The sequence below is a fragment of the Rhodoluna miladensis (SeqCode) genome (genome assembly GCF_965234705.1).
Classification (GTDB): Bacteria; Actinomycetota; Actinomycetes; order Actinomycetales; family Microbacteriaceae; genus Rhodoluna; species Rhodoluna miladensis.
In genome coordinates, this window is the sequence record NZ_OZ248465.1 from 649951 (window position 1) to 674201 (window position 24251).

The 24251-nt window shown below is 50.0% G+C and carries 21 protein-coding genes and 1 pseudogene; 6 read left to right on the forward strand and 16 right to left on the reverse strand.

Annotated elements, in window-relative coordinates; genetic code table 11:
• Nucleotides 1-2: 2 nt before the first annotated feature.
• Nucleotides 3-590, forward strand: a complete 588-nt coding sequence (locus tag AC8GDC_RS03260) for a biotin transporter BioY (RefSeq protein ID WP_506557247.1) — start codon at nt 3-5, stop codon at nt 588-590.
• Here the strand turns inward: AC8GDC_RS03260 and AC8GDC_RS03265 are convergent.
• From AC8GDC_RS03265 to sufB, 5 genes are read right to left on the reverse strand one after another with little or no spacing between them, the layout of a single operon-like run.
• Nucleotides 583-912 (reverse strand): metal-sulfur cluster assembly factor, encoded by a 330-nt coding sequence (locus AC8GDC_RS03265; RefSeq protein ID WP_506557248.1) that lies wholly within the window; start codon nt 910-912, stop codon nt 583-585. The two genes, AC8GDC_RS03260 and AC8GDC_RS03265, sit on opposite strands and share 8 nt — an antisense overlap.
• Nucleotide 913: 1 nt before the next feature.
• Nucleotides 914-1666, reverse strand: coding sequence for a Fe-S cluster assembly ATPase SufC (gene sufC / locus AC8GDC_RS03270; protein WP_506557249.1), 753 nt, complete (start codon nt 1664-1666; stop codon nt 914-916).
• Nucleotides 1667-1670: 4 nt separating this feature from the next.
• Nucleotides 1671-1991, reverse strand: a complete 321-nt coding sequence (locus AC8GDC_RS03275) for a non-heme iron oxygenase ferredoxin subunit (RefSeq protein WP_506557250.1) — start codon at nt 1989-1991, stop codon at nt 1671-1673.
• Nucleotides 1991-3166, reverse strand: a complete 1176-nt coding sequence (gene sufD / locus AC8GDC_RS03280) for a Fe-S cluster assembly protein SufD (RefSeq protein ID WP_506557251.1) — start codon at nt 3164-3166, stop codon at nt 1991-1993. Before sufD ends, AC8GDC_RS03275 begins: the two co-directional genes overlap by 1 nt.
• On the reverse strand, nt 3166-4584 hold the full coding sequence (gene sufB, locus AC8GDC_RS03285) for a Fe-S cluster assembly protein SufB (RefSeq protein WP_506557252.1): 1419 nt from the start codon (nt 4582-4584) through the stop codon (nt 3166-3168). The genes sufD and sufB overlap by 1 nt, the downstream gene beginning before the upstream one ends.
• Before the next feature lie 151 nt (nt 4585-4735).
• Between sufB and AC8GDC_RS03290 the strand changes: the two genes are divergently transcribed.
• Together AC8GDC_RS03290 and AC8GDC_RS03295 are read left to right on the forward strand one after the other, a co-directional pair.
• Nucleotides 4736-5647, forward strand: coding sequence for a COX15/CtaA family protein (locus AC8GDC_RS03290; protein ID WP_506557253.1), 912 nt, complete (start codon nt 4736-4738; stop codon nt 5645-5647).
• Complete coding sequence (locus AC8GDC_RS03295; protein ID WP_506557254.1) at nt 5648-7015, forward strand: cryptochrome/photolyase family protein; 1368 nt, start codon at nt 5648-5650, stop codon at nt 7013-7015.
• Here AC8GDC_RS03295 and AC8GDC_RS03300 read toward each other — a convergent pair.
• Entirely contained in the window at nt 6992-7921 is a 930-nt protein-coding gene (locus AC8GDC_RS03300) for a heme o synthase (protein WP_506558462.1), read from the reverse strand. The two genes, AC8GDC_RS03295 and AC8GDC_RS03300, sit on opposite strands and share 24 nt — an antisense overlap.
• Before the next feature lie 180 nt (nt 7922-8101).
• On the opposite strand from AC8GDC_RS03300, the gene tkt reads away from it, so the two are divergent.
• Genes tkt through AC8GDC_RS03315 form a run of 3 tightly spaced genes read left to right on the forward strand, consistent with a single transcriptional unit; the run spans nt 8102 to nt 12887 of the window.
• The gene (gene tkt / locus AC8GDC_RS03305) at nt 8102-10195 is read left to right on the forward strand and encodes a transketolase (protein WP_506557255.1); all 2094 of its coding nucleotides are present in this window, start codon (nt 8102-8104) and stop codon (nt 10193-10195) included.
• On the forward strand, nt 10192-11298 hold the full coding sequence (gene tal, locus AC8GDC_RS03310; protein ID WP_506557256.1) for a transaldolase: 1107 nt from the start codon (nt 10192-10194) through the stop codon (nt 11296-11298). Before tkt ends, tal begins: the two co-directional genes overlap by 4 nt.
• Nucleotides 11295-12887 carry a phosphoglucose isomerase-related protein gene (locus AC8GDC_RS03315; protein WP_506557257.1) on the forward strand — a complete coding sequence of 531 codons (1593 nt, stop codon included), beginning with the start codon at nt 11295-11297 and terminating at the stop codon, nt 12885-12887. Before tal ends, AC8GDC_RS03315 begins: the two co-directional genes overlap by 4 nt.
• Nucleotides 12888-13231: 344 nt before the next feature.
• On the opposite strand, the pseudogene AC8GDC_RS03320 reads toward AC8GDC_RS03315, so the two are convergent.
• The 10 genes and pseudogenes from AC8GDC_RS03320 to uvrA form a co-directional block, all read right to left on the reverse strand.
• Nucleotides 13232-13576: pseudogene (locus AC8GDC_RS03320) on the reverse strand (RNA polymerase-binding protein RbpA); the annotation flags it as partial.
• Nucleotides 13577-13586: 10 nt separating this feature from the next.
• A complete protein-coding gene (gene secG / locus AC8GDC_RS03325) occupies nt 13587-13832 on the reverse strand; it encodes a preprotein translocase subunit SecG (protein WP_506557258.1) in 246 nt (81 codons plus the stop codon).
• Between the two features lie 31 nt (nt 13833-13863).
• On the reverse strand, nt 13864-14610 hold the full coding sequence (gene tpiA / locus AC8GDC_RS03330; RefSeq protein ID WP_506558463.1) for a triose-phosphate isomerase: 747 nt from the start codon (nt 14608-14610) through the stop codon (nt 13864-13866).
• A gap of 35 nt (nt 14611-14645) precedes the next feature.
• Nucleotides 14646-15848 carry a phosphoglycerate kinase gene (locus tag AC8GDC_RS03335; RefSeq protein WP_506557259.1) on the reverse strand — a complete coding sequence of 401 codons (1203 nt, stop codon included), beginning with the start codon at nt 15846-15848 and terminating at the stop codon, nt 14646-14648.
• 4 nt (nt 15849-15852) lie between these two features.
• Nucleotides 15853-16857: a type I glyceraldehyde-3-phosphate dehydrogenase gene (gene gap / locus AC8GDC_RS03340; protein WP_506557260.1), complete on the reverse strand. Its 1005-nt coding sequence runs from the start codon at nt 16855-16857 to the stop codon at nt 15853-15855.
• Between the two features lie 79 nt (nt 16858-16936).
• Nucleotides 16937-17560: a superoxide dismutase gene (locus AC8GDC_RS03345; RefSeq protein ID WP_506557261.1), complete on the reverse strand. Its 624-nt coding sequence runs from the start codon at nt 17558-17560 to the stop codon at nt 16937-16939.
• A gap of 50 nt (nt 17561-17610) precedes the next feature.
• Nucleotides 17611-18591 (reverse strand): DNA-binding protein WhiA, encoded by a 981-nt coding sequence (gene whiA / locus AC8GDC_RS03350; RefSeq protein WP_506557262.1) that lies wholly within the window; start codon nt 18589-18591, stop codon nt 17611-17613.
• 4 nt (nt 18592-18595) lie between these two features.
• Entirely contained in the window at nt 18596-19471 is an 876-nt protein-coding gene (rapZ, locus tag AC8GDC_RS03355; protein ID WP_506557263.1) for an RNase adapter RapZ, read from the reverse strand.
• 53 nt (nt 19472-19524) lie between these two features.
• A complete protein-coding gene (gene uvrC / locus AC8GDC_RS03360; protein ID WP_506557264.1) occupies nt 19525-21384 on the reverse strand; it encodes an excinuclease ABC subunit UvrC in 1860 nt (619 codons plus the stop codon).
• The gene (gene uvrA / locus AC8GDC_RS03365) at nt 21385-24246 is read right to left on the reverse strand and encodes an excinuclease ABC subunit UvrA (RefSeq protein WP_506557265.1); all 2862 of its coding nucleotides are present in this window, start codon (nt 24244-24246) and stop codon (nt 21385-21387) included.
• Nucleotides 24247-24251 lie beyond the last annotated feature (5 nt).

Genomic DNA, 24251 nt, shown 5'->3' on the forward strand with positions numbered 1-24251 from the left:
ACATGTCCCTACAGCTATCAGCTAGACCAACACTGATTGACAGAGTGGTTCCAAGAAGCATGGTCACCGATGTTGCCCTGATCTTCGCAGGCGCGGTCCTAACGGCCATCGCAGCTCAAATCGCAATCCCAATGTGGCCGGTACCGATAACAGGCCAAACTTTCGCTGTGCTGCTGGTTGGCGCAGTGCTGGGGGCATCTCGGGGTGCTTTATCGATGATCACTTACATTTCTTTAGGAGCTGCAGGTCTGCCGGTATTCACTGGCGCGGTATCCGGAATCACCTTCGGTACAACCTTTGGATACCTGGTTGGCTTTATTGCCGCTGCAGCAGTTGTTGGTTGGCTTAGCCAACTCAACTGGCACAAGAAAGTCTCCGGAGTACTTGCAAGCTTCGTAATTGGCAATGCAGTGATTTACATGTTCGGACTGCCATGGCTTGCGTTTGCACTTTCTAACCTAGGGATTGCTAGTGATGCGGGAGCGGTAATTGCTGCCGGCCTTTTTCCGTTCTTGGTTGGAGATGCGATCAAGATGGCTTTGGCTGCAGCGGCTCTACCGATGGCCTGGAAGTATCTCGGATCTAAATAGAGAAACCGATTGCGCGCATCTGCTCGCGACCGTCATCTGTAATTTTCTCTGGACCCCATGGCGGCATCCAGACCCAGTTAATTCGGAATGCGTCAACAACCCCATCGAGAGCCTCTGCGGTTTGCTCTTCCAAAACGTCAGTCAAAGGACAGCCTGCTGATGTCAGGGTCATGTTGATTAGTAGCGACTCGTCTTCATCTGCAAGCTCAAGTCCATAGATAAGTCCCAAATCTACGATGTTGACACCAATTTCTGGGTCAATAACTTCCTTGAGTGCTTCCTCTACCTTGTCGTAGAGCACCGGCTCTAGTTCTCTTGGCATGTTAGGCGTTCACGTACCTGTCGTAACCATCTGCTTCTAGTCGGTCTGCAAGTTCTGGACCGCCTTGCTCGGCGATTTTTCCGGCAACGAATACGTGGACAAAATCCGGCTTGATGTAGTTCAGAATGCGGGTGTAGTGGGTGATTAGCAATACACCCATGCTGTTTTCTGCCTTGATACGATTTACACCCTCTGCAACTACGCGCAGAGCGTCAACGTCTAGACCCGAATCGGTTTCATCTAGAACTGCCATCTTTGGTTTCAGAAGTTCCATCTGCAAGATCTCGTGGCGCTTCTTCTCACCACCCGAGAACCCCTCGTTTACGTTTCGCTCTGTGAATGCTGGATCCATCTTGAGGTTTTCCATTGCGTTTCTAACATCAGCGACCCAACCGCGAAGTGCTGGAGCCTTTCCGTCCACAGCAGTTTTGGCCGTGCGGAGAAAGTTTGAAACGCTAACGCCTGGAATCTCGACCGGGTACTGCATTGCAAGGAACAATCCAGCACGAGCTCGTTCGTCAACCGACATTTCAAGCACGTTCTGTCCATCTAGCAAGATCTCACCTTGGGTCACTTCATACTTCGGATGACCAGCTATCGAGTAAGCCAAAGTTGACTTGCCAGATCCATTCGGACCCATAACTGCGTGAGTCTCACCACTTTTGATAACAAGGTCAACTCCGCGGAGGATTTCCTTGGTGCCCTGCTCAGTTTCAACCGAGACGTGTAGGTTCTTGATTTCTAGTGTCGCCATGTGATTACTCCGTGTCCTTGTCGTACTCGATAAATACTTCGCCATTTTCAACCAGTACTTCATAAACCGCCACTGGCTCGTAGGCAGGAAGATTCAATGGTGCGCCAGTCTCAAGCGAGAATTTTGCTCCGTGTGCCCAGCACTCGATGGTTTCGTCGTCGACGAATCCTTCGCTAAGTGAAATCTCTCCATGAGAGCACTTATCGGCTAAAGCTTTGAACTCACCTTTTTTGGTATGAATAAGAGCTATTGCATCGTCGCCGATTTTGATACGCAGCGCCTTGCCTGGTTTGATGTCTTCAACCTTGCAGATCATTAGTGCCATTAGCTTGCGCTCCTTTCAAGTTCGTCTTCGATAGAAGCTGCTAAGCGCTCCTCGAGTTCAGGAACTCCAATTTGCTGGACTACCTCCATTAGAAAGCCTCGCACCACTAGGCGTCTTGCTTCAAGTTCTGAAAGGCCTCTAGCCTGCAGGTAGAACAGCTGCTCATCATCAAAGCGTCCCGAAGCACTTGCGTGTCCGGCTCCTTGAATCTGACCGGTTTCGATCTCGAGGTTTGGAACCGAGTCAGCTCGCGCTCCGTCGGTTAGAAGCAGGTTCCGGTTAAGTTCGTAAGTGTCGGTCCCCTCAGCTGCAGCTCGAATAAGTACATCTCCCACCCAAACGGTGTGAGCCTTAGATCCCTGAAGCGCTCCCTTATAAGTCACTCGGGACTTGCAGTTTGGCGTTGAGTGATCGACAAAAATTCTGTGCTCTAAGTACTGACCGGCATCCGCGAAGTACATTCCATACAAAGCAGCATCTCCGCCAGGAGCTCCAAAGTAAGCCGATGGAGTCATGCGAACAACTTTTCCACCTAGGGTGACCATCACGTGCTTGAAAGTTGAGTTGCGACCAAGTAATGCATACTGGGCTCCGTTATGAATTGAATCTGCATTCCAATCCTGGATTGAAACAACAGTGAGCTTTGCCTCATCTTCAATGACGAACTCGATGTTCTCCGACAGGGTCGCATCTCCGCGATGGTCGATAACAACAACAGCATCAGAGCCTTTCTTGGCTTCAACGATGATGTGAAGAGCAGCAGGGTCTGCAGAGATCGAAGTAATGGTAAAAGTGCTTTGCGCTGAGTTGGTGGCAGATGAAGGTATAGAAACTAGGTAAGCAGCTTTGGCGGCTTCCCAACCAGCGGCTGCAACTCGATCTTCCGGAATTCCGGCAGAACCGAAAAGTTTGTGATCGGAATCAATCCAAGAGCTTTCAACTCCATCGGCTAGCTTGGCTTCGATGTCGCCTGAGAATTCATCCAGTGAGTCTTGATCTAATCCCCCAAGGCGGTCAGCGGTAATGTATCGCCACTGCTCTTCGCGTGTGGAAATTTGCTCGAAGTCGTCAAGCTTGGTTGATTTTAGTCGTTCGGACCGAGTTTGAATCGGGACACCAAAGCCATGACTGTGCTCCGACAACCCATGCTGAGCTGTCTTGGTTGCTTCGCTCACTAGCCGACGGCCCCTTCCATCTGCATCTCGATTAGCTTGTTTAGCTCGAGCGCATATTCCATCGGCAATTCTTTAGCGATTGGTTCTATGAATCCACGGACAATCATCGCCATCGCTTCGTCCTCCGGCATACCGCGGGACTGCAAGTAAAACAGTTGCTCTTCACTTACTCGTGAAACGGTGGCTTCATGACCCATCGACACATCGTCTTCGCGGACGTCAACTGCCGGATAGGTGTCCGAGCGAGAGATCGTGTCTACCAGAAGTGCGTCACAGCGGACTGTGTTAGCGCTGTGGTGGGCTCCTGGATTCACTCTGATTTCTCCGCGGTAAGAAGTTCTTCCGCCACCGCGAGCAATTGACTTGGAAACAATTGATGAAGAAGTGTAGGGAGCAAGGTGGATCATCTTGGCCCCGGCGTCTTGGTGTTGACCTTCTCCAGCGAATGCAACAGAGAGAGTCTCGCCTCTGGCTCTTTCTCCAGCCAATATCACCGAAGGGTATTTCATTGTTACCTTGGAGCCGATGTTGCCATCGATCCACTCCATGGTTGCGCCTTCGTGAGCGATTGCACGCTTGGTGACTAGGTTGTAGACGTTGTTAGACCAGTTTTGAATTGTTGTGTAGCGCACGCGTGCACCCTTTTTCACAATGATCTCAACTACCGCTGAGTGCAGCGAATCAGACTTGTAAACCGGTGCGGTGCATCCTTCGATGTAGTGCACGTAAGAATCTTCGTCCGCAATAATCAAAGTTCTTTCGAACTGACCCATGTTCTCAGTGTTGATTCTGAAATATGCCTGTAGCGGGATCTCTACCTGAACACCCTTCGGAACGTATACGAATGAACCACCAGACCAAACTGAAGTGTTCAGCGCTGCAAACTTGTTGTCACCGGCAGGGATGACAGTTCCGAAGTATTCCTTAAAGATTTCCGGGTGCTCTTTAAGAGCGGTGTCCGTATCAAGGAAGATGACGCCCTTTTTCTCAAGTTCCTCATTGATCTGGTGGTAGACAACTTCAGATTCGTATTGCGCGGCAACACCAGCAACTAAGCGCTGACGTTCAGCTTCCGGAATACCGAGCTTTTCGTAGGTGTTCTTGATTTCTTCTGGAAGGTCTTCCCAGGTCTGAGCTTGGCGCTCAGTGGAACGAACGAAGTACTTGATGTTGTCAAAATCAATTCCTGAAAGGTCTGAACCCCAGGCTGGCATTGGCTTTTTGAGGAAGTACTCGTAGCCCTTTAGTCTGCGATCGAGCATCCACTGTGGTTCTGATTTGAGTCTCGATATATCACGAACAACTTCTTCACTGATACCGCGCTTGGCTGTTGCACCAGCATCGTTCCCATCCGACCAGCCGTACTCGTAGGTACCAAGGCTGTCCAGTTCGGGACGCTCGATGATGTTCTCAGTCAATTAGGACCCCTTTGGTAGATGTGATATCTGGGTACAACCCGCCTCGGCTTCGAGGAATTCCCGCATAAAAACCATGCGAAACTTGTGTTGAGGCTAACTTTACCAAAATTGGCGGTTCTTTAGCTCAAAACGGAAAGGGGCTTGGGCCAACATGAAGCTGATTCAAGCCGTTTTCTCCCCAAAGCGTCTGAAGTTCTATGCCTGGGCTTCCTTAGTAAGCCAGATACTGATTGTTGTCACCGGCAGTTTAGTTCGCCTAACCGGCTCTGGTCTTGGTTGCCCTACCTGGCCAAGGTGCACGGAAGACTCGTTTGTCACGGTTCCTGAGATGGGTTGGCACGGAATAATCGAGTTCGGCAATCGTCTTTTGACCTTTGTTCTAATCATTATCGCCCTGTTCACGTTCATCGTCGTTAGACGAACACTTAAAAGTTTCCGCAGAGGCTTGACCTGGCCCGCACTCCTACTTGGTCTAGGAATCATTGCTCAAGCTCTACTTGGTGGACTCACCGTGCTTACTGGACTAAATTCCTGGGTGGTCGGTGCTCACTTCTTGCTATCGGGAGTATTGATATCCATTGCTGCCGTATTGGTTTGGCGAGTCTATTCACCTGTTCATCTCCCCCTGAGCTACACAGCCGCTCGCCTAGCTTGGCCAATCTTTGTTGTGGGCTGGGTCACAGTTGTGATCGGAGTTATCGTCACTGGTGCAGGTCCTCACGCAGGAGATGCAACAACACCTAGGAATGGGTTTGATCTGGAGATTTGGCAGCACTACCACTCATGGCCTGCATACATCACGACCGGTCTAGTCGCAATCGCGCTTATTCTGGTTTGGCTCAAGTTGGAAACAGACCAGCCTCGAAATCCAGCAGTCAAATCACTAGGGATTCTTTTTGTCAGTCTTGCCCTTCAGGGAATTCTTGGGGTTGTTCAATCGAATCTTGGCGTGCCGGCACTAATGGCTGGGGCACACATGTTTGGGGCTGCGGTTATCATCGCGCTGCTGACTTTTCAGCTGCTTGCGCTTCGTTCCAAGTATCAAAGATCGGTGCAGCTTTAAATGGCCAGGGTCTTTTGGTTTAGACGTGATCGTAGACTTCAGGACAACCTCGCCCTGAATTCCTGCGCCAAAGCAGCAATTGCCGACGGTGATAAGACCGTGATTCCGGTCTTTTGGTACAACGCAACAGAATATGCGCAATTAAGCGGGCTAAGACAACACTCGCTCACTGAATCCCTTAAGTCACTTGATGAGTCCATGGGGTCCAGCCTGGAAGTAATCCAAGGCGTCGAGATGAGTGCGCTCGTTGAATTTGCACAGAAAAGCAAGGCTTCGCACATTCACGCCACCGAAAGTTTTGATCCTGAGGGAATGGCTGAACAGAAAGCTCTGAAATCAAAACTTAAGGGCACCGGAATTGAACTCGTGTTGGAGGATTCTTATTACGCGGTGAAACCTGGAACCGTTGAAAAACCCACCGACGGCACTGCCTACCGGGTCTACACGCCTTTCTACAAGGCTTGGTTTCAAATTGGTTGGCAAGCTCCACTAAAACTCACTAAAGGGTTCAGTTGGAAATCGCGATCTTCAAAGGCTGCTATTCCTAAACCAACCAAACCGGCACCTTTCGCCGTCAAAGCAGGTGAGCAGTTTGCCTTGGAGACATTCAAGAAGTTTCAGAAGCGAGCAATCTTGGATTACTCCGAAAACAGAAATCGGCCCGATCTTTCAGGGACGTCGCATCTTTCCCACGCTCTAACTCATGGTGAAATTCACCCAAGAACATTGCTTGCCCCACTATCCGAACTCGAAGGGCATATCGTCTTTAGAAAAGAGATTGCCTGGAGAGAGTTCTATGCGGATGTTCTGTTCAGGAATCCTCACACTCTCGATGATTACTACGAGCCGCGATTCAAAGCTATGCGCTACGACACTGGTGCCAAGGCAAAGGCGAAATTGGAACGCTGGCAATCTGGCACTACTGGCTTCCCGATGGTCGATGCCGGAATGCGACAGCTTCTAGAAACGGGTTGGATGCATAACCGCGTGCGAATGATTGTTGCTTCATTCCTTGTAAAGGATTTGCATCTTGAGTGGCAACTCGGAGCCAAGTGGTTTGAGCAGAACCTGACCGACTATGACCCAGCATCAAATTCACACGGCTGGCAGTGGACAGCTGGATGTGGCACCGATGCCTCTCCCTACTACCGGGTATTCAACCCCATCCTGCAGGGCTACAAGTTTGATCCCGAGGGAAAGTACGTACGCAAGTTCATTCCCGAACTTGCGCACCTGCAAGGTCCCGAGGTTCATGAGCCTTGGCTTTTAGTAGATGGCTTGGCAAACGGTTACCCAGAGCCGATGCTCGATCACAGCACTGAGCGCGACGAATCCCTAGCTCGTTTAGAGGAAATCAAAATAAAGTAATGGATCAATCGCTATCGCGATAAACAGCAGCGTGAGATAACTGATTGATCCATGGAAAAGGCGCATTGGATTAGCAATCTCCCCCACAATTGCTTGCCTGTAGAGCCGGTATGACTCCACCACAAACCATGCACCAGCGATCAAGGCTGTAATCGTATAGATAAGCCCCATCGAAGCGACCGGAATAAGTAGCAGCGTTGATGCAACCAGAGCCCAGGCATAAAGGATTATCTGAACACCGACCGTGTGGTTGTTTCGAACAACTGGCAGCATTGGCACTCCGGCGTCAGTGTAATCCTTCTTGTAGCGAAGTGACAGCGGCCAGTAATGTGGCGGAGTCCATAGGAAAATAATCAAAAACAGCACCCATGCCGCCGGTGCGAGCTCATTTGTGACAGCGGCCCAGCCAATCAGCACCGGCATGGAACCTGCTGCTCCACCCCAAACTATGTTCTGTGGTGTGCGGCGCTTGAGCAAAAGTGTGTAGACAAAAACGTAGAACAAGATTGCGGCAAGTGACAACAACGCCGCCAAAACATTCACAAGCAGTGCAAGCCACACTACCGATAACACGCCTAGACCCCAGGCAAACCAGTAGGCCTCTCGCTTGGATAACTCCCCGGTGACTAGCGGTCTACCTTTGGTGCGGCCCATAATTTGGTCGATGTCAGCATCGATGAAGCAGTTGAAAGAATTTGCACTACCAGCGCTGAAAGCACCACCGATAACAGTTGCAAAAATCAGCCAAATGTCAGGGATGCCCCGCTGAGCCAAAATCATTGTTGGAACCGTCGAGACCAGTAAAAGTTCGATCACTCTGGGCTTGGTTAGCTCAAAATACGCCTTCGCCTTGCGTCTAAAGCCTGGGCGCTCTCGTGTGAGTTCAGGTGCCGTAGTAGTCATGATTTAGTCCAAGTCTAAGCTGAATTTCGCCCTCTCTGGCTCCCAAGGTTCGGAAGGTCATTGAGTGTAAAGTTAGGTAAAAGTGTTGCTGTTGAGAGGATATTCTCAACTCTCAGCACTTAACCAGGCAGCAAAATGTGACCTGAGCATATCTGCGGATTGAAACGAAGGATGTTAGAGCCCTTGAGCGAATTTACTTGGACCGACCTAGACAAAAAGGCCGTCGACACAGCTCGCGTTCTAGCAGCAGACGCAGTTGAGAAGGTTGGAAATGGGCATCCTGGAACCGCTATCAGCCTTGCACCAGTTGCCCACCTACTTTTTCAAAAAGTTATGCGCCATGATCCAGCCAATCCGGAATGGGTTGGAAGGGACCGATTCATTCTCAGCGTCGGTCACTCTTCCTTGACTCTTTACAATCAACTGTATCTGGGTGGCTTTGGTCTTGAGCTTGACGACATCAAAGCGCTTCGTACCTGGGATTCATTGACGCCCGGTCACCCTGAATACGGTCACACCAAGGGTGTTGAGATCACAACAGGTCCACTGGGACAGGGTCTAGCTTCGGCGGTTGGCTTTGCCTACTCCGCCAGGTTTGAAAGAGGACTATTTGACCCATATGCCAAAGCCGGCAGCTCGGTATTTGATCACTACATCTACTGCGTGGCTGGGGATGGCGATATGCAAGAAGGCGTCACTTCTGAGGCTTCGTCGTTGGCTGGACATCAAAAGCTTGGAAACCTAATTGTTCTATACGACTCAAATCAGATATCAATCGAAGACGATGTCAACATTGCCTTCACAGAGAATCTTGAAGATCGCTACAAAGCTTATGGCTGGCATGTCCAGACAGTCGATTGGAAGAAAACTGGCCAATACATTGAAGATGTAAATGAGCTTTACCAAGCTATTCAAGCCGCCAAAGCAGTGCTGGATAAACCCTCTTTGATAACCATCAGAACCATCATTGGCTGGCCATCTCCAGGAAAACAAAACACCGGCAAGATACATGGATCTGCTTTGGGCCAAGAGGAACTTGTCGGACTAAAGAAGGCTCTTGGTTTTGATCCTTCGAAGAATTTTGAGGTGTCACCTGAAGTCATTGAATACACCAGGTCTCTAGCTGCACGATCGCAGCCGGCGATATCAAAATGGAAATCATCTTTCGATGCGTGGGCTACCTCCAATCCAGCTGCCAAGGCGCTATTTGACAGACTTCAGACCGGAAAAACACCAGCTGAGCTAATTGATGCCTTGCCAGTATTTGACCACGGGGCCGATGTCTCTACTCGAGCAGCTTCAGGTAAAGTTCTAAACGCAATTGCTGGTGTCATGCCTGAATTGTGGGGTGGTTCTGCAGATCTAGCGGAATCAAACAACACTACGATCGCCGGTTCAAAGTCGTTTGTGCCCGCAGTCCACTCAACTCATGAGTGGAAAGGTGACAACTATGGGCGAGTTATGCACTTCGGAATCAGAGAGCACGCAATGGGCGCAATCCTCAACGGAATCGCGCTGCATGGAAAGACTCGTTCATTCGGCGGAACCTTTCTAATCTTCAGCGACTACATGAGGCCTGCAGTTCGTCTGGCTGCCTTGATGAAGGTCCCTTCGATCTTCGTGTGGACGCATGACTCAGTTGCCCTAGGTGAAGATGGCCCAACTCACCAGCCAATCGAACAGCTAGCAACTCTAAGAGCAATTCCAGGGCTCGATATCGTAAGACCAGCTGATGCTAATGAGGTCAGTTTTGCCTGGAAGAAGATCCTTGAGCGACGCCTGGGCCCTGCTGGTATCGCTTTGACCAGGCAGAACATTCCAGTTTTTAATCGGGAGGCAGCTGATGAAACTGGAGTGACTTACGCTGCCGCCAGCAATACTGAGAAGGGCGCCTACATTCTTGCCGAAGCTTCAAATAATGCGCCGAAGGTAATCTTGATTGCCACTGGCTCCGAAGTTCAGTTGGCAATCGCTGCTCGCTTAGAGCTTGAGAAACAAGGCATTGCCACTCGCGTTGTTTCAGCGCCATGTCTTGAATGGTTCGAAGAACAAACTGACGCCTACCGAGAGTCGGTATTGCCAAAGTCAGTGAAGGCAAGGGTGTCCGTTGAAGCGGGACTTGCTCTCGGCTGGGGAAAGTACGTTGCAGATGGTCGAAGTGTCTCGATAGAGCATTTTGGAGCTTCAGCCGACTACAAGACACTTTTCACTAAATTCGGCATGACCGCCGAAGCGGTTGTTATAGCTGCCATGGACGTTGTAAAGGGAGAAAAGTGAACTCACCACTTCACCAACTAAGTGCAGCTGGAGTAAGTATCTGGCTAGATGATTTATCGCGTGAAAGAATCGAGTCTGGATCTCTAAAAGCTCTTATTGAATCGCGGGCAGTTTCAGGTGTCACTACAAACCCAACAATATTTGCTGGCGCATTCTCAAAAGGCGCAGCCTATGCAACTCAGCTAGCTAAGTTGGCTAGCCGCGGTGCCACGGCGGACGAAGCAATTTTTGAGGCAACAACTGATGATGTGCGTGCTGCCTGTGATGTATTTGCAGACGTCTATGCGAGCACCAACGGTGTCGATGGAAGAGTTTCCATAGAGGTGGAACCAGGCTTTGCAATGGACACCGCAAAGACAGTTCAACAGGCTAAAGCGCTCTTCGCTGCTGTTGACCGCGAGAACGTGATGATAAAGATCCCCGCGACCATTCCTGGCTTATCAGCGATCACTCAGGTAATCGCTGAGGGAATCTCCGTCAACGTCACGCTCATCTTCTCTTTGGAACGCTACAAGCAAGTCATAGAAGCTTTCCAAAACGGAATCATCCAAGCTAAAGCAAACGGTCACGATCTTTCTAAGATTCACTCAGTAGCATCATTCTTTGTTTCTCGTGTGGACACTGAAATTGATAAGAGACTCGATGCAATTGGTTCACCAGAAGCTCTAAAGCTAAAGTCAAAGGCCGCACTTGCTAATGCTCGACTGGCTTACGAAGTGTTTGAAAAGCAGTTTGATGTGCCAACATGGGCAGCGCTTGAAGCATCAGGAGCTAATCGACAGCGTCCCCTTATGGCTTCAACCGGAGTCAAGGACCCCAACCTTCCAGACACTCTCTACATAACCGAACTAGTTGCTCCAGATTTAGTGAACACAATTCCTGAAAAGACTATGGAAGCGGTGTTCGATCACGGAGTGATCTCTGGAGACACCATTACCGGAAACTATGAAGGCGCTCGTTCGGATCTTTCAAGCATTCAAGCTTTAGGTATCTCTTACGAAGAAGTGGTCAACCTGCTAGAGCAAGAAGGCGTTGACAAGTTCATAGTGTCTTGGAATGAACTGGTTGCAACGGTTTCCAGCGCCTTGGATTCATCTAAATGACCCTGAAGGTTTCACACAAAGGTAAAGTCTCTGAAGCTGTCAATCAATTTGTCCCTGAACTAGTCAAGGACCGGGTTGCTTCCCGGCTGTTTGCCAAGGACCACACGCTTTGGGGTAAAGACGCCGAGGCCGAATCATCAATCCGATTGGGATGGGTAGACGCGGCTCAGAACAGCCTGTCGTTGATTCCTGAGCTTAAGCTTTTATCAGCTGATCTGAGAACAAGAGGGCTGACGCGCATCGTGCTGTGCGGAATGGGAGGCTCATCGCTGGCTCCTGAGGTGATAACTAAAACTGCTGGGGTTGATCTGGTTGTATTGGATTCCACCGACCCAAGCCAAATTCAAGACGCTCTTGCTGGCGATCTAATGAAAACTGTCGTCGTGGTGTCCTCGAAGTCCGGATCTACTGTTGAAACCGATTCCCAAAAGCGAAGCTTCGAAGCCGCATTCGAGGCAGCAGGAATCGCTAAGACTGAGCGTATCTTCATAGTCACCGACCCAAAGTCCCCTATGCATGTTCAGGCGACGAAAGACGGCTATCGGGTATTCCTTGCTGATCCGATGGTCGGTGGACGCTATTCGGCGTTAACCGCTTTTGGGGTTGTGCCAACGGCTCTAGCTGGCGTTGATGTTGATGCTTTACTGAAAAGCGCAATCGCTGCATCTAAGTTTTTGTGCGAAGACTTAGATACCAATCCAGGTCTGGTTCTTGGTGCCGCTATTGCACGTACTTCAAGTGTCAAGACATTCAAAGACAAACTAGGTTTCGTTCCAGATGGCACTGAAATCTCTGGCTTTGGTGACTGGGTAGAGCAACTGATTGCTGAATCAACGGGCAAGATTGGCCGAGGTGTTTTGCCAATTGTTCTGGAGTCGGACTCGCACGAGGTCACGACTAAAGCAGATGACACGCTACTTATTGGTTTATCCGCTGATGCCTCGAGGTCAAGATTTGATCTTGCGGTTTCAGGAGAGCTTGGTGAGCTGCTCTTGCTGTGGGAAGTTGCAACTGCAGTTGCCTCTCGCCTATTGGGAGTAAACCCATTTGATCAGCCGGATGTTGAATCCGCCAAGATTGCTGCAAGAGCAGTTCTTGATTCACCCGCTGAAAGCTTCGAGTTTCCTGTTTCAGACGCTGGTGTCGAAATTGCTTCTTTCGGCTATAAGCTCTCGTCAAACAAGCTAGCCGCATGCCTGACTCAATTGATTGATTCTGCTGAAGCTGAATCATATTTCTCAATTCACTGCTATCTCAACCGCGAGAGATTCGGATCGGTATCAAAGCTGCGTGAACTAGTTGCAGCGAGATCCAACAGACCAACAACATTTGGTTGGGGGCCTAGGTTTCTTCATTCAACCGGTCAGTACCACAAGGGTGGGCCGAAACAAGGAGTGTTTATCCAGATTGTCTCAGGGGACAGGGAAGATCAAGATATTCCTGGAAGGGAATTCGGTTATCGAAAGCTAATTGATTCCCAGGCCAGCGGAGATGCCAGGGTGCTCTCAACTGGAGGTTCTAAAGTTTTGGTCCTAAGACTTCTAGATGCTGAGTCAGGGATTGACGCTTTGATTGACTCTTTGAAATAGAGCGGCTGCTGCCTAAGAAACTACTTCTTAGAAGATTTCTTGCCCGCAAGCTTGGTTGTTGGCTTAGATGCCTTTTTTACTGGCTTCGCAGAAGATTTCAATTTACTTGCTGGCTTTGCCACTGCTTTCGTTTTTGACTTTGTTGCAGGTTTCGCAACAGCCTTCTTGGCTACTGGTTTTGCTGCTTTGGCAAGTGGCTTTTTCGCGACAGGCTTTTCAACCTTCTTGACAGGCTTTGGTTTTACAGCTTTTGCGGCGGCGGCTTTTGCTGCTGCCACTTTCGCTGCCGCAGCTTTAGCGGCTGCTAGCTTTGCCTGCTTGGTAGCTTCCTGGGCCAATTTGACTCGTCTTTCCCGAATTGAAGCTAGTGCTTCGTCAAGAAGCGATTTAGCCTCATCGGAAGTACGGCGTTCTTTTACATAGGCAAGATGAGTTTTGTATGGCTCGTGCTTTGCAATCTCTGGTGGGTTCTTTTTGTCCTGACCTGCTGGCATGCCACAGTTCGGGCAGTCGATCATGTCGGGAATTTCACTCGGATCGATGTGAGCTGCGAACATCGGCTCTTGAACGTGGCCGTTTATGCAGTAGTAGCTGCGCTGGACTCGCTCAGATTTGAATCCGCGGTACTGCTCGCCCATTGGGCCAGCGCCAACACGGGAACCCCTGATTGCTGAACCACCGTTTGCCAAAAGCTAACCCCTAGAATCCAAATCTTGTGAATAGGCCCAGTCCGATAACTGCGGACACCCAGACTAATCCCAAGATGATTGTGATGCGGTTCAAGTTGCGTTCTGCAACACCAGAAGATGACACGTTTGAGGTCACTCCACCACCAAACATGTCAGAAAGTCCACCGCCACGGCCTTTGTGCAGCAGAATCATCAGGATCAACAGCAAGCTAGTGATAGCAAGCAGCACCTGGAGGGCGATTTGAATGGCGGCCATGATTTACCTGTTCTGTATTGGTACTAGACGATTATAAGCTGACATGCTTCTGGAAACGACAGATACCCGTAAATTCGCTTACATCCAGGCTTGCGCCCCCAACTAAGACGCCATCAACCTCTTCCGAAGCTAAGAATCCAGCCACGTTCGCGCTCTTTACTGATCCGCCGTACAGGATTCTGGTTGCTTGAGCTACGTCTTCGGAAACTAGCTCTGAAATGGAGGCGCGAAGCTTCTTAGCTACCTCCGCTGCCTGTTCCGCCGTGGCGACTTTTCCAGTGCCAATTGCCCAGACTGGCTCGTATGCGACTACGAATTCGCCTATCTCCTTATGTCCTTCAAGGGCTTTTTCAAGCTGCTGGATTGGAACCGCAGCAGCCCCTTGTTCCTCAAGTTCTTCGAGTGTCTCTCCAACGCAGATCACCGGGATGAGATTGTTTCTAAAGGCCGCCCCAACCTTTGCCTGGATAACGTCGCCATCTTCGTTGTGCAGTGTTCGACGTTCTGAATGGCCAACCAGGACGTACTTGACGTCAAGTTTCCTTAAGAACTGGCCAGAAACCTCGCCTGTGTAGGCACCTGAATCAAACTTTGAAAGATCTTGAGCACCAAGAACAAGCTGAAGTTTGTCTGCGTCGATCAGGGTTTGAATGCTTCTAAGGTCAGTAAAGGGAGGAAAGACAGCCACTTCGACCTTCTCATAATCGTGGTTTACATCCTTTAGGGTCCATGCGAGTTTTTGGACGAGAGCGATTCCTTGTTGATGATCGAGGTTCATCTTCCAGTTACCCGCAATCAGCGGTTTACGGTCATTCACTTTAGAACCTCCAAGCCTGGTAAAGATTTGCCTTCCAAGTATTCAAGACTAGCTCCGCCACCGGTAGAGATGTGGCTAAAATCGCTCTCTGCAAAGCCTAAAGCGCGAACTGCCGAAGCCGAGTCCCCTCCACCTACAACACTTAGGCCCTCAACCCTTGATAATGCCTTGGCGATTGCACGAGTTCCCGATGCAAACGCTTCCATTTCAAACACGCCCATTGGGCCATTCCAAAAACAAACCTTTGAGTCTTCGATTATTGAGGCAAACGCCTTCTCGGAATCAGGGCCAATGTCCAAACCGATTCCAGTTTCCCCAAAAGAAGTCTTATTGAGAGCGTCAATCGCTGCGATCTCTATCTGCGCTTCAGGAGAAAAGCTACTAGCCATACGTATGTCGGTCGGCAGGAGGATTCGCACACCGAGTTCTTCGGCCTGCTGAATGTACTGCTTAACGGTTGGAATTTGGTCCTTCTCTAAAAGGCTTGAAGCAACCTCATAGCCCTTGGCAGCCAGGAATGTAAAGAGCATTCCCCCGCCGACAACCAAACTGTCAATTTTGGGAAGCAACGACCCAATTACTGCGAGTTTGTCCGAAACTTTTGATCCGCCAAGTACAACTGTGTAAGGCCTCTGGTTGGAGCTGGTTAGTTGCTCTAGAACCTTGACTTCGGCCTCCACAAGGAATCCTGCAGCAGAGGGAAGAAGTGTGGCTAGCTCGTATACGCTGGCGTGCTTGCGGTGGACAACACCGAAGCCATCGCTTACGAATGCGTCCGCAAAAGCTGCTAGCTCTTTGGCAAAAACCATTCGTGTCTCTGGGTCTTTGCTGGTCTCTGCTTCTTGGAATCTAAGGTTTTCTAGCACTGCAACGTCACCGGCAGAAAGAGCGTCGGCTACATTTTTTGCTTGGCTTCCAATGGTGTCTGTAGCGAAAACAACTTCTTGCCCTAAAAGCTCTCCAAGCTTGACAGCCACTGGCGCGAGAGAGAATTCGCTCTTTGTCTGTCTTTCTGGTCTACCAAGGTGAGAACAAATCAAAACACTTGCCCCGAGTTCCAGCAATTTCTTTATGGTCGGAAGGGCGGCACGAATACGGCCATCATCAGAAATAGCACCATTGTCCATTGGGACATTGAAATCACAGCGAAATAGAACGCGCTTGCAGGTCAAATCACCGAGATCGGAAAGAGTTTTCAAGCTTCTAGAGTTTGTTCGCAACCAACACGGTTAGATCGACAAGGCGGTTTGAATATCCCCACTCGTTGTCATACCAGGAACTGATCTTTACGGTTTGGTCGATTACCTTCACAAGACCTGCGTCAAAAATTGATGAATGCGGGTCTGTCACGATATCAGATGAAACAATCTCATCCTCGGTGTACTTCAGGATGCCCTTTAGTGGACCATCGGCAGCTTTCTTGTATGCAGCCTTGATCTCTTCGATGGTGACCTTTTTCTTTGACAAAATAGTCAAATCAGTGATTGAACCGGTTGGAACTGGTACTCGAAGTGCATAACCATCAAGTTTTCCTTTTAGTTCTGGAAGAACTAGGCCAATGGCTTTTGCGGCTCCTGTTGAAGAAGGCACGATGTTAATCGCGGCGGCTCGAGCGCGTCTCAGATCTGAATGTGGACCATCCTGAAGGTTCTGATCGGCTGTGTAGGCGTGGATTGTGGTCATAAGACCGTTCTCAATTCCGAATTCGTCGTTGAAGACTTTTGCCAAGGGGGCAAGGCAGTTAGTTGTGCAAGATGCGTTTGAGATGATGTGGTGATTTGCAGGGTCGTAAAGATGCTCGTTCACACCAATTACGAAAGTGGCATCCTCGCCGCTTGCTGGAGCAGAAATTAGGACCTTCTTGGCCCCAGCTTCTATGTGCTTGATGGCATCTTTGGCATCGGTGAAGCGTCCGGTTGACTCGATAACGATGTCGACCCCAAGATCGCCCCAACCAAGTGCAGATGGATCTCTTTCAGCAAGAACCTTGATCTTGTAGTCGCCGACAATTATGTACTGGCCATCAACGCGAACTTCGGCGTCTAGCCGGCCAGTGACTGAGTCATACTTAAGTAAGTGAGCCAGAGCTTTAGGGTCGGAAAGGTCATTTACCGCAACGATCTCAAGGTCAGTTCCTTTAGCCATCTCCGCGCGGAGGTAGTTTCTTCCGATTCGACCGAAACCGTTAATTCCAACTTTGGTTCCCATGAGTGTGCCTTTCCTTGGGCGCTAACGCGCGAGCTCTTTTTGATACAGATCCACGCACCCTCGGGTGGAATTGCTTGAATCAGACTAGCAGTAAGCCTTTAGTTTGGCCTCTTGCAGCCTCGAAGCGAGCCTGAACGTCCTGCCAAGAAACAATGTTCCAGAAGGCAGCCACGTAGTCCGCCTTAACGTTCTGGTAGTCCAGGTAAAAAGCGTGCTCCCACATATCTAGCATCAAAAGGGGAACAGAAGCTGCAACCAGGTTTCCCTGCTGATCGTAGAGCTGTTCGATAATCAAACGCTGGCCCATAACGTCCCAAGCCAGAATTGACCATCCCGATCCCTGGATCCCCATTGCATTGGCGCTGAAGTGAGCGCGGAAGCTATCGAAGCTGCCAAAATACTCATCGATAGCAGCTGCTAGTTCACCGCTTGGCTTATCGCCTCCGGAGGCGGAAAGGTTCTTCCAGAAAATTGAGTGATTGACGTGTCCACCTAGGTTGAAAGCCAAGTCCTTCTGAAGTTTGTTGATCCAAGTTAAATCGTTCTTATCTCTTGCTTCGGCCATTAGGTCAAGTGTCGCGTTTGCTCCGGCTACGTAAGCCGCGTGATGCTTACCGTGATGTAGCTGCATGATTCGACCTGAAATGTGGGGCTCAAGAGCTGCGAAATCGTAGGCAAGATCAGGAAGAGTGTACTTAGTCATGGGCGTTGTCCTTAGCTTTAGGTATAGCTCTATTATGCGTCGTAAATCGGTTAGTCGTTATCTAGGTCTTCTGGCAAGAAGGCATCGGTTCCTTCGATCCCTAAATCTTCAGCCTTCTTATCCGCCATGGACAGTAGTCTTCTGATTCTTCCGGCAACAGCGTCCTTGGTCATAGGTGGATTTGCCAGTCTTCCAAGCTCGTCAAGACTTGCCTGCTTGTGCTTGACGCGTAGCTCGCCTGCGTACTTGAGGTGCTTAGGAACATCGTCACCAAGAATCTCCAAAGCCCGCGCAACTCTTGCACCAGCAGCAACTGCAGCCTGAGCTGAGCGTCTCAGGTTGGCATCATCAAAGTTGGCAAGCCTATTGGCGGTTGCCCGCACTTCGCGCCTGAGTCTTAGTTCTTCCCACTTAAGAAGCTGTCCATGGGCGCCCATTTGAGTAAGCATCGCGCTTATGGCATCGCCGTCTCTTATAACTACCCGAAACACCCCTCTTACCTCTCGAGGTTTAGCAACGACACCGAGTCTTCTAGCAACACCAACCAAAGCCATCGCAACTTCATTGCCGGGAGCTGTGACTTCGAGAGCTGCCGAACGACCTGGGTCAGTGAGAGATCCATGTGCCAAGAATGCCCCGCGCCAGACCGCTTGAGCTTCACCCAGTGAACCAGTTACCAGCGACGCAGGTAATCCCCTAGCTGGGCGACCTCGAGTATCCACAAGCCCGGTTTGTCTAGCGAGAACTTCACCTTGGCCAAGAACTCGAACCTGATACCTATTGGTTTTTCTTATTCCGCCAGCTGAGATAACCGCTAGTTCGCTGTCGCAACCGAACAAGTCAGCAAGATCCTTGCGAACCCTTCTTGCAACTTGTGCAGAGTCCAGTTCAACTTCGATGACGACTTTTCCAGAGACAAGGTGCAACCCCCCGGCAAGGCGAAGAATAGTTGCAAGCTCTGCAGCTCGCACGCCATTTTTTGCCACCTCAATTCGTGCTAGCTCGTCTTTGATATCCGATGTCAGTGCCAAGTTGCTACTCCTTACCAAGGTCACGGTGTCTTACCGTGACGGTGTATTCGTTGTTCTTTGATAACAGTTCAGCAAGTTTGGTTGAAACGGCCACAGAGCGATGTTTTCCGCCGGTACATCCAATAGCAATAGTGGCGTAGTGCTTGTTCTCGCGAAGATACCCATCTAGAACAGGCTGAAGCGCCTTGGCATAACTATCTATGAATTCTTTGGCCCCGGTTTGAGCTAGGACGTATTCGCTGACCTGCGTATCTAGCCCGGTAAATGGGCGAAGCTCCTCATTCCAGAAAGGATTCGGTATAAATCTTGCGTCAGCAACGTTGTCAGCATCGGCTGGAATACCGTACTTATATCCAAAGCTCATGACTGTAAGTTGCAGTTTTACTGAGGAGTCAACTGAGAAGTGTTCGGCGGTTTTGGTAGAAAGCTGATGCACATTCAGATCTGACGTGTCCATGACAACATCAGCTGATTCGCGAAGAGCCAGCAGTCGCTTTCTTTCCTCTGCGATTCCATCAAGAATTGTTCCATCACCTTGAAGTGGGTGCGGCCTTCTAACTTGTTCGAATCTCTTCACAAGAGTAGAATCATTCGCCTCTAGATAGAGCACTCGCACATTAACAGCCTTGCCACCTAAAAGCGCCAGGTTCTCCTCTAGCTCACTAAAGAATTCCCCACCTCGCACATCAATAATGACGGCAAGTCTTGGAACAGGTGTTTTCGTGATAGTGAAAAGATCCGCTATTGGTCCAAGCATCTGGGGTGGAAGATTATCCACCACGTACCAGCCAAGATCTTCGAGAGAATTGCCCACGGTCGAGCGGCCAGCACCGGACATGCCGGTGACTATAAGTAGCTGGTGGCCAGTGTTATTGGGCATCGCATCCTCTCGTTTGAGACGAGTCTAGCCAATTCGCGACACGCCCGAGCGCGTTACGGAGCCTGCTTTAGCTGTCTCAGAATCTCCTCGGCCAGCGCAGAACCAATGCCAGCCACGTCAGAAATTTCCTCGAGGGAGGCAAGTTTTAGGCGTTTGGCTGACCCAAATCTTCTTAGGAGTGCAGTCACGCGCTTCTCCCCGAGGCCTGGGATTTCCATTAGAACACTTGAAATTGTGCTTGATCGCTTCTTTCTTGAAGCCGTTAGGGCAAAGCGATGAGACTCATCTCGGATGCGCTGAAGCAAGAACAGTTCCTCAGAACCTCGCGGCAAGATAACTGGAAACTCCGATCCAGGTACCCAGACTTCCTCGAGGCGCTTCGCGAGTCCACAAAGTGCTAGATCAGGAACTGCAGATTCAGAGATAGCCCTCATAGCGGCACCGACTTGTGGGATGCCTCCGTCGACAACTATTAGAGAAGGCAGGTAGCTGAAGCGGCCATCATCAAGACTTTCCGGATCCCTTAGGTACTTCAATCTTCTTGAAAGCACCTGGTAGATAGCATCGGTGTCATCAGTTGCCGAGTCAATATTGAATTGCCGGTACTGCGATTTTTTGGGTAGCCCGTCCTCAAACACCACCATCGAAGCCACAATGTTGGTTCCAGATAGATGGGAGACGTCGAAACACTCAATTCGTAAAGGCGCCTCTTTGAGAGACAGTGCCTTCGCTAAAGCGCTAAGGGATTCGGAACGGGAAGTGAAATCTGCTGTGCGACGGGTTTTGTATAGCGAAAGCGAATACTGTGCGTTTTCAAGGGCAGTTCCTGCCAAAGCCGCCTTATCTCCTCTTTTGGGCACCCTTAGCGACACCGAAGAGCCTCTTGATTGCTCGAGGAATCTTTCGAGTTCAGTAGCATCCTCTGGAAGTGCTGGAACCAGAATCTCCTTGGGAACAGTTGGAGCCTCAACTCCTTCTGTCGAAGTGTAGGCGAAAAGTATGACCTGACGAACCAATTCCTCGATTGGCTGCTCGATTTCCTTGTCAACGACCCAAGATCTGACTCCCCTGATTCGACCTCCGCGAACTGAGAATAGAGAAACTGCTGCAGCAAGCTCGTCGTGGGCTATTCCAAAAAGATCAGCATCGGTTAGGTCGCTGAAGACAACGGTGCTTTTTTCCAACACGGTTTCAAGAGCTCCGATGTTGTCTCTTAGTCTTGCGGCCAGCTCATAGTTTTGTGCCTCGGAGGCCTTTTCCATCCGCTCCTGCAGAATTTCCACTTGTTTAGGATCCATGCCGTTCATGAAGGACACGAGCTCTTTAGCAATCTCCTGGTGTTCCGTTTGGTCCACACGGCCAACGCAAGGCGCTGAACACTTTCCGATGTCAGCTAGCAAACAAGGGCGATTCGCGCTTTTTGCTGCGTTGAAAACGCCTGATGAACATGACCGTATCGGGTAAACCCTAAGGAGAGTGTCAAGGGTCTGTCTAATGGCCCAGGCTTGCGTGTAAGGCCCAAAGTATTTGACACCCTTTAGATCTCGATTGCGAGTTATGAATACTCTCGGCATCTTGTCCGATAGAGAAACTGCCAGATAAGGGTAAGACTTGTCGTCTTTGAAACGAACATTGAATGGAGGATTGAATTCCTTTATCCAGGTGTATTCGAGCTGCAGAGCCTCAAATTCGGTCTTAACAATTGTCCAATCGACATCGCTCGCCGATAGAACCATTCTTCTGGTGCGCTCATGGAGGGAATCAACCGGTGCGAAATAGCTTTGCAACCTTGCTCGAAGGTTCTTGGCTTTGCCTACATAGAGCACTCGACGTTTCTCGTCGAAGAAGCGATAAACGCCGGGTCTGGTTGGTATCTCCGATGTCTTTGGCCTAAAAGACAGATCGTTGGCCATCTACTTCAGTATCTCCTTGAGGAAGGTGCCGGTAAAGCTCGCCTTGTTCTTTGCGACCTGCTCCGGCGTTCCTTCGGCAACAAGTTCCCCACCTCTGAACCCACCTTCAGGTCCAAGATCAAGAATCCAGTCCGCCGACTTGATCACATCGAGATTATGTTCGATCACGATCACGGTGTTGCCTTTATCAACCAAGGAATTCAGAACCAGCAGAAGCTTCCTGACATCCTCGAAGTGAAGACCTGTTGTTGGCTCATCTAAAACATATACAGTTCTTCCGGTTGATCGTCTCTGAAGTTCTGTTGCTAGTTTTACTCGCTGGGCTTCGCCACCTGAAAGCGTCGTGGCTGACTGGCCAAGCCGCACGTAACCAAGTCCAACATCCACCAGAGTGGTTAGGTATCTAGAGATTGATGAAATCGCCTCAAAGAAAGTGGCGGCTTCTTCAATAGGCATCTCGAGCACTTCAGAGATGGATTTACCCTTGTACTTGACCTGGAGCGTCTCTCTGTTGTACCTGGCCCCGTGGCAGGTCTCACAAGAAACGTATACATCCGGCAGGAAGTTCATTTCTATCTTCAAAGTTCCATCGCCGCTGCATGCTTCACAGCGACCTCCCTTGACGTTGAAGGAGAACCTGCCTTGCTGGTAACCACGGGCTTTTGATTCGGAGGTTTCCGCAAACAGCTTTCGGATGTGATCGAAAACGCCTGTATAAGTTGCTGGGTTAGACCTAGGGGTTCGGCCTATCGGGTTTTGATCAACATGGACGACCTTATCGAGTTGGGCTAGACCAGTGATGCGGGTGTGCTTACCGGCTACTAGCTTTGCTCCATTCAAAGCGTTAGCCATCACGTTATAGAGAATGTCGTTTACCAGCGTGGACTTACCTGACCCGCTTACCCCTGTGACGGCGATGAAAGCTCCTAGCGGGAAACTAACCGTTAGATTCTTCAAGTTGTTGGCTTTTGCGCCAACAACTGTCACCTGGCGCTTTGGATCGATCGGACGCCTGTTTTTAGGAAGAGCAATACTTCTTCTTCCAGAAAGGTAATCGCCTGTTATGGACTCTTTGTTTGATAGAAGTTCCTTGTATGGTCCGGAGTGGACGACCCGACCACCGTTGATGCCGGCTCCCGGTCCAATGTCAACTACCCAATCCGAGGTTCTGATGGTGTCCTCATCGTGCTCTACGACAACAAGAGTGTTTCCAAGCTCACGAAGCTTGATCAAGGTGTCAATTAGGCGGCGGTTATCGCGTTGGTGAAGACCAATGGAAGGCTCATCCAAGACATACAACACGCCTGTTAGCCCGGAACCAATTTGGGTGGCTAATCTGATGCGCTGCGCTTCTCCACCTGAAAGTGAACCAGCCGATCTTTCAAGAGACAAATAGTCAAGCCCTACCGACATCAGAAAATCAAGCCGTGCTCTAATCTCCCTCAACACCTGAGCGGCAATCTTTTCATCCCGCTTGCCGAGTTTGAGCTTTGCGAAGAACTCGACGCAATCCCCTAGGCTCATGGCCGCAACTGCTGAGATTGAGGTGCCCGCAACTTTAACCGCCAGAACTTCTGGACGAAGCCTTGCTCCCTCGCAGGCCGGGCAGGGAATCTCTCGAAGGAACCCCGCCCATCTTCCGCGTGAGTAATCGTTCTCGGATTCAAGATACTTGCGCTCTATGTAATTGAGGACGCCTTCGAATCCGGTGGTATAACGCAGTTCGCGTCCATACCTGTTCTTCCACTTCACCTGCACATCAAAATCATTTCCGTGCAAGATTGCGTACTGGACTTCCTCTGGAAGGTCCTGCCACGGCGTCTTGAGTGAGAAAGTTAGGTCCTTGGCAAGTCCTTGCAGCATTCGTGAGAAGTAGTGAAATAGTCCCTTACCTTGAGTGGACCATGGAAGAATCACACCGTCAAGAATCGATGCCTCAACATCACCTATTACCAAGTCGGCATCAACTGCCATCTTTGTACCCAACCCGGAACACTCTTGGCAAGCACCGAAAGGCGCATTGAATGAGAAGGTTCGCGGTTCAATCTCAGTAATTGCTAAAGCGTGATCGTTTGGGCACGACATCTGTTCAGAGAAGCTTCGCTTTGAGTCTTTACCCTTCCGGTCAACAAAGTCTATAGTCACTTTGCCACCGGCTAGCTTGAGAGCTGTTTCAATAGAATCCGTTAGTCGTCCGGTAATCCCAGCCTTGATTGCAAGACGATCGACAACTACCGCAATATCGTGCTTATAGGACTTCTTTAGTGGCTTTGCTTCCGCTAATGAGATCGTTTCCCCGTCCACCATCGCACGGGCATATCCTTGAGCAATAAGTTCCTTGAACAAGTCAACGAACTCACCCTTCTTCTGATCAACCAATTCGGCAAGCACTTGGAACTTTGTGCCATCCTCGTTTTCTAGAATTTGGTCGACAATCTGCTGGGGTGTCTGTTTGACAATCTGTTCACCGCATTCGGCACAGAAAGGAACTCCGATTCGGGCCCACAACAGTCTCAGGTAGTCATGAATTTCGGTGATTGTTCCAACCGTTGACCGAGGGTTTCTATTGGTTGATTTCTGGTCAATTGAAACTGCAGGAGAAAGTCCCTCGATGAAATCAACATCTGGGCGGTCGACCTGCCCCAAGAACTGCCTCGCGTAAGCAGAAAGAGATTCAACGTACCTACGTTGACCCTCGGCGAAGATGGTATCGAAAGCAAGCGATGACTTGCCAGAGCCTGATAAGCCAGTAAATACCACCAGAGAATTTCGCGGCATCTCAACGGTGATGTTCTGGAGGTTGTGAACTCTTGCGCCCTTAACGACAAGGAGGTCCTGCGATTGCTCGGTCTGGGGATTCACGTCTA

Coding starts and splice junctions, on each gene's coding strand:
- sufC (WP_506557249.1), bottom strand. CDS start 1,666: ATGGCGACACTAGAAATCAAGAACCTACACGTCTCGGTTGAAACTGAG.
- gap (WP_506557260.1), bottom strand. CDS start 16,857: ATGGGAACCAAAGTTGGAATTAACGGTTTCGGTCGAATCGGAAGAAAC.
- rapZ (WP_506557263.1), bottom strand. CDS start 19,471: ATGCCCAATAACACTGGCCACCAGCTACTTATAGTCACCGGCATGTCC.
- uvrC (WP_506557264.1), bottom strand. CDS start 21,384: ATGGCCAACGATCTGTCTTTTAGGCCAAAGACATCGGAGATACCAACC.
- secG (WP_506557258.1), bottom strand. CDS start 13,832: ATGGCCGCCATTCAAATCGCCCTCCAGGTGCTGCTTGCTATCACTAGC.
- AC8GDC_RS03260 (WP_506557247.1), top strand. CDS start 3: ATGTCCCTACAGCTATCAGCTAGACCAACACTGATTGACAGAGTGGTT.
- AC8GDC_RS03290 (WP_506557253.1), top strand. CDS start 4,736: ATGAAGCTGATTCAAGCCGTTTTCTCCCCAAAGCGTCTGAAGTTCTAT.
- AC8GDC_RS03345 (WP_506557261.1), bottom strand. CDS start 17,560: ATGACTAAGTACACTCTTCCTGATCTTGCCTACGATTTCGCAGCTCTT.
- AC8GDC_RS03295 (WP_506557254.1), top strand. CDS start 5,648: ATGGCCAGGGTCTTTTGGTTTAGACGTGATCGTAGACTTCAGGACAAC.
- AC8GDC_RS03275 (WP_506557250.1), bottom strand. CDS start 1,991: ATGGCACTAATGATCTGCAAGGTTGAAGACATCAAACCAGGCAAGGCG.
- AC8GDC_RS03315 (WP_506557257.1), top strand. CDS start 11,295: ATGACCCTGAAGGTTTCACACAAAGGTAAAGTCTCTGAAGCTGTCAAT.
- AC8GDC_RS03265 (WP_506557248.1), bottom strand. CDS start 912: ATGCCAAGAGAACTAGAGCCGGTGCTCTACGACAAGGTAGAGGAAGCA.
- tpiA (WP_506558463.1), bottom strand. CDS start 14,610: ATGAACCTCGATCATCAACAAGGAATCGCTCTCGTCCAAAAACTCGCA.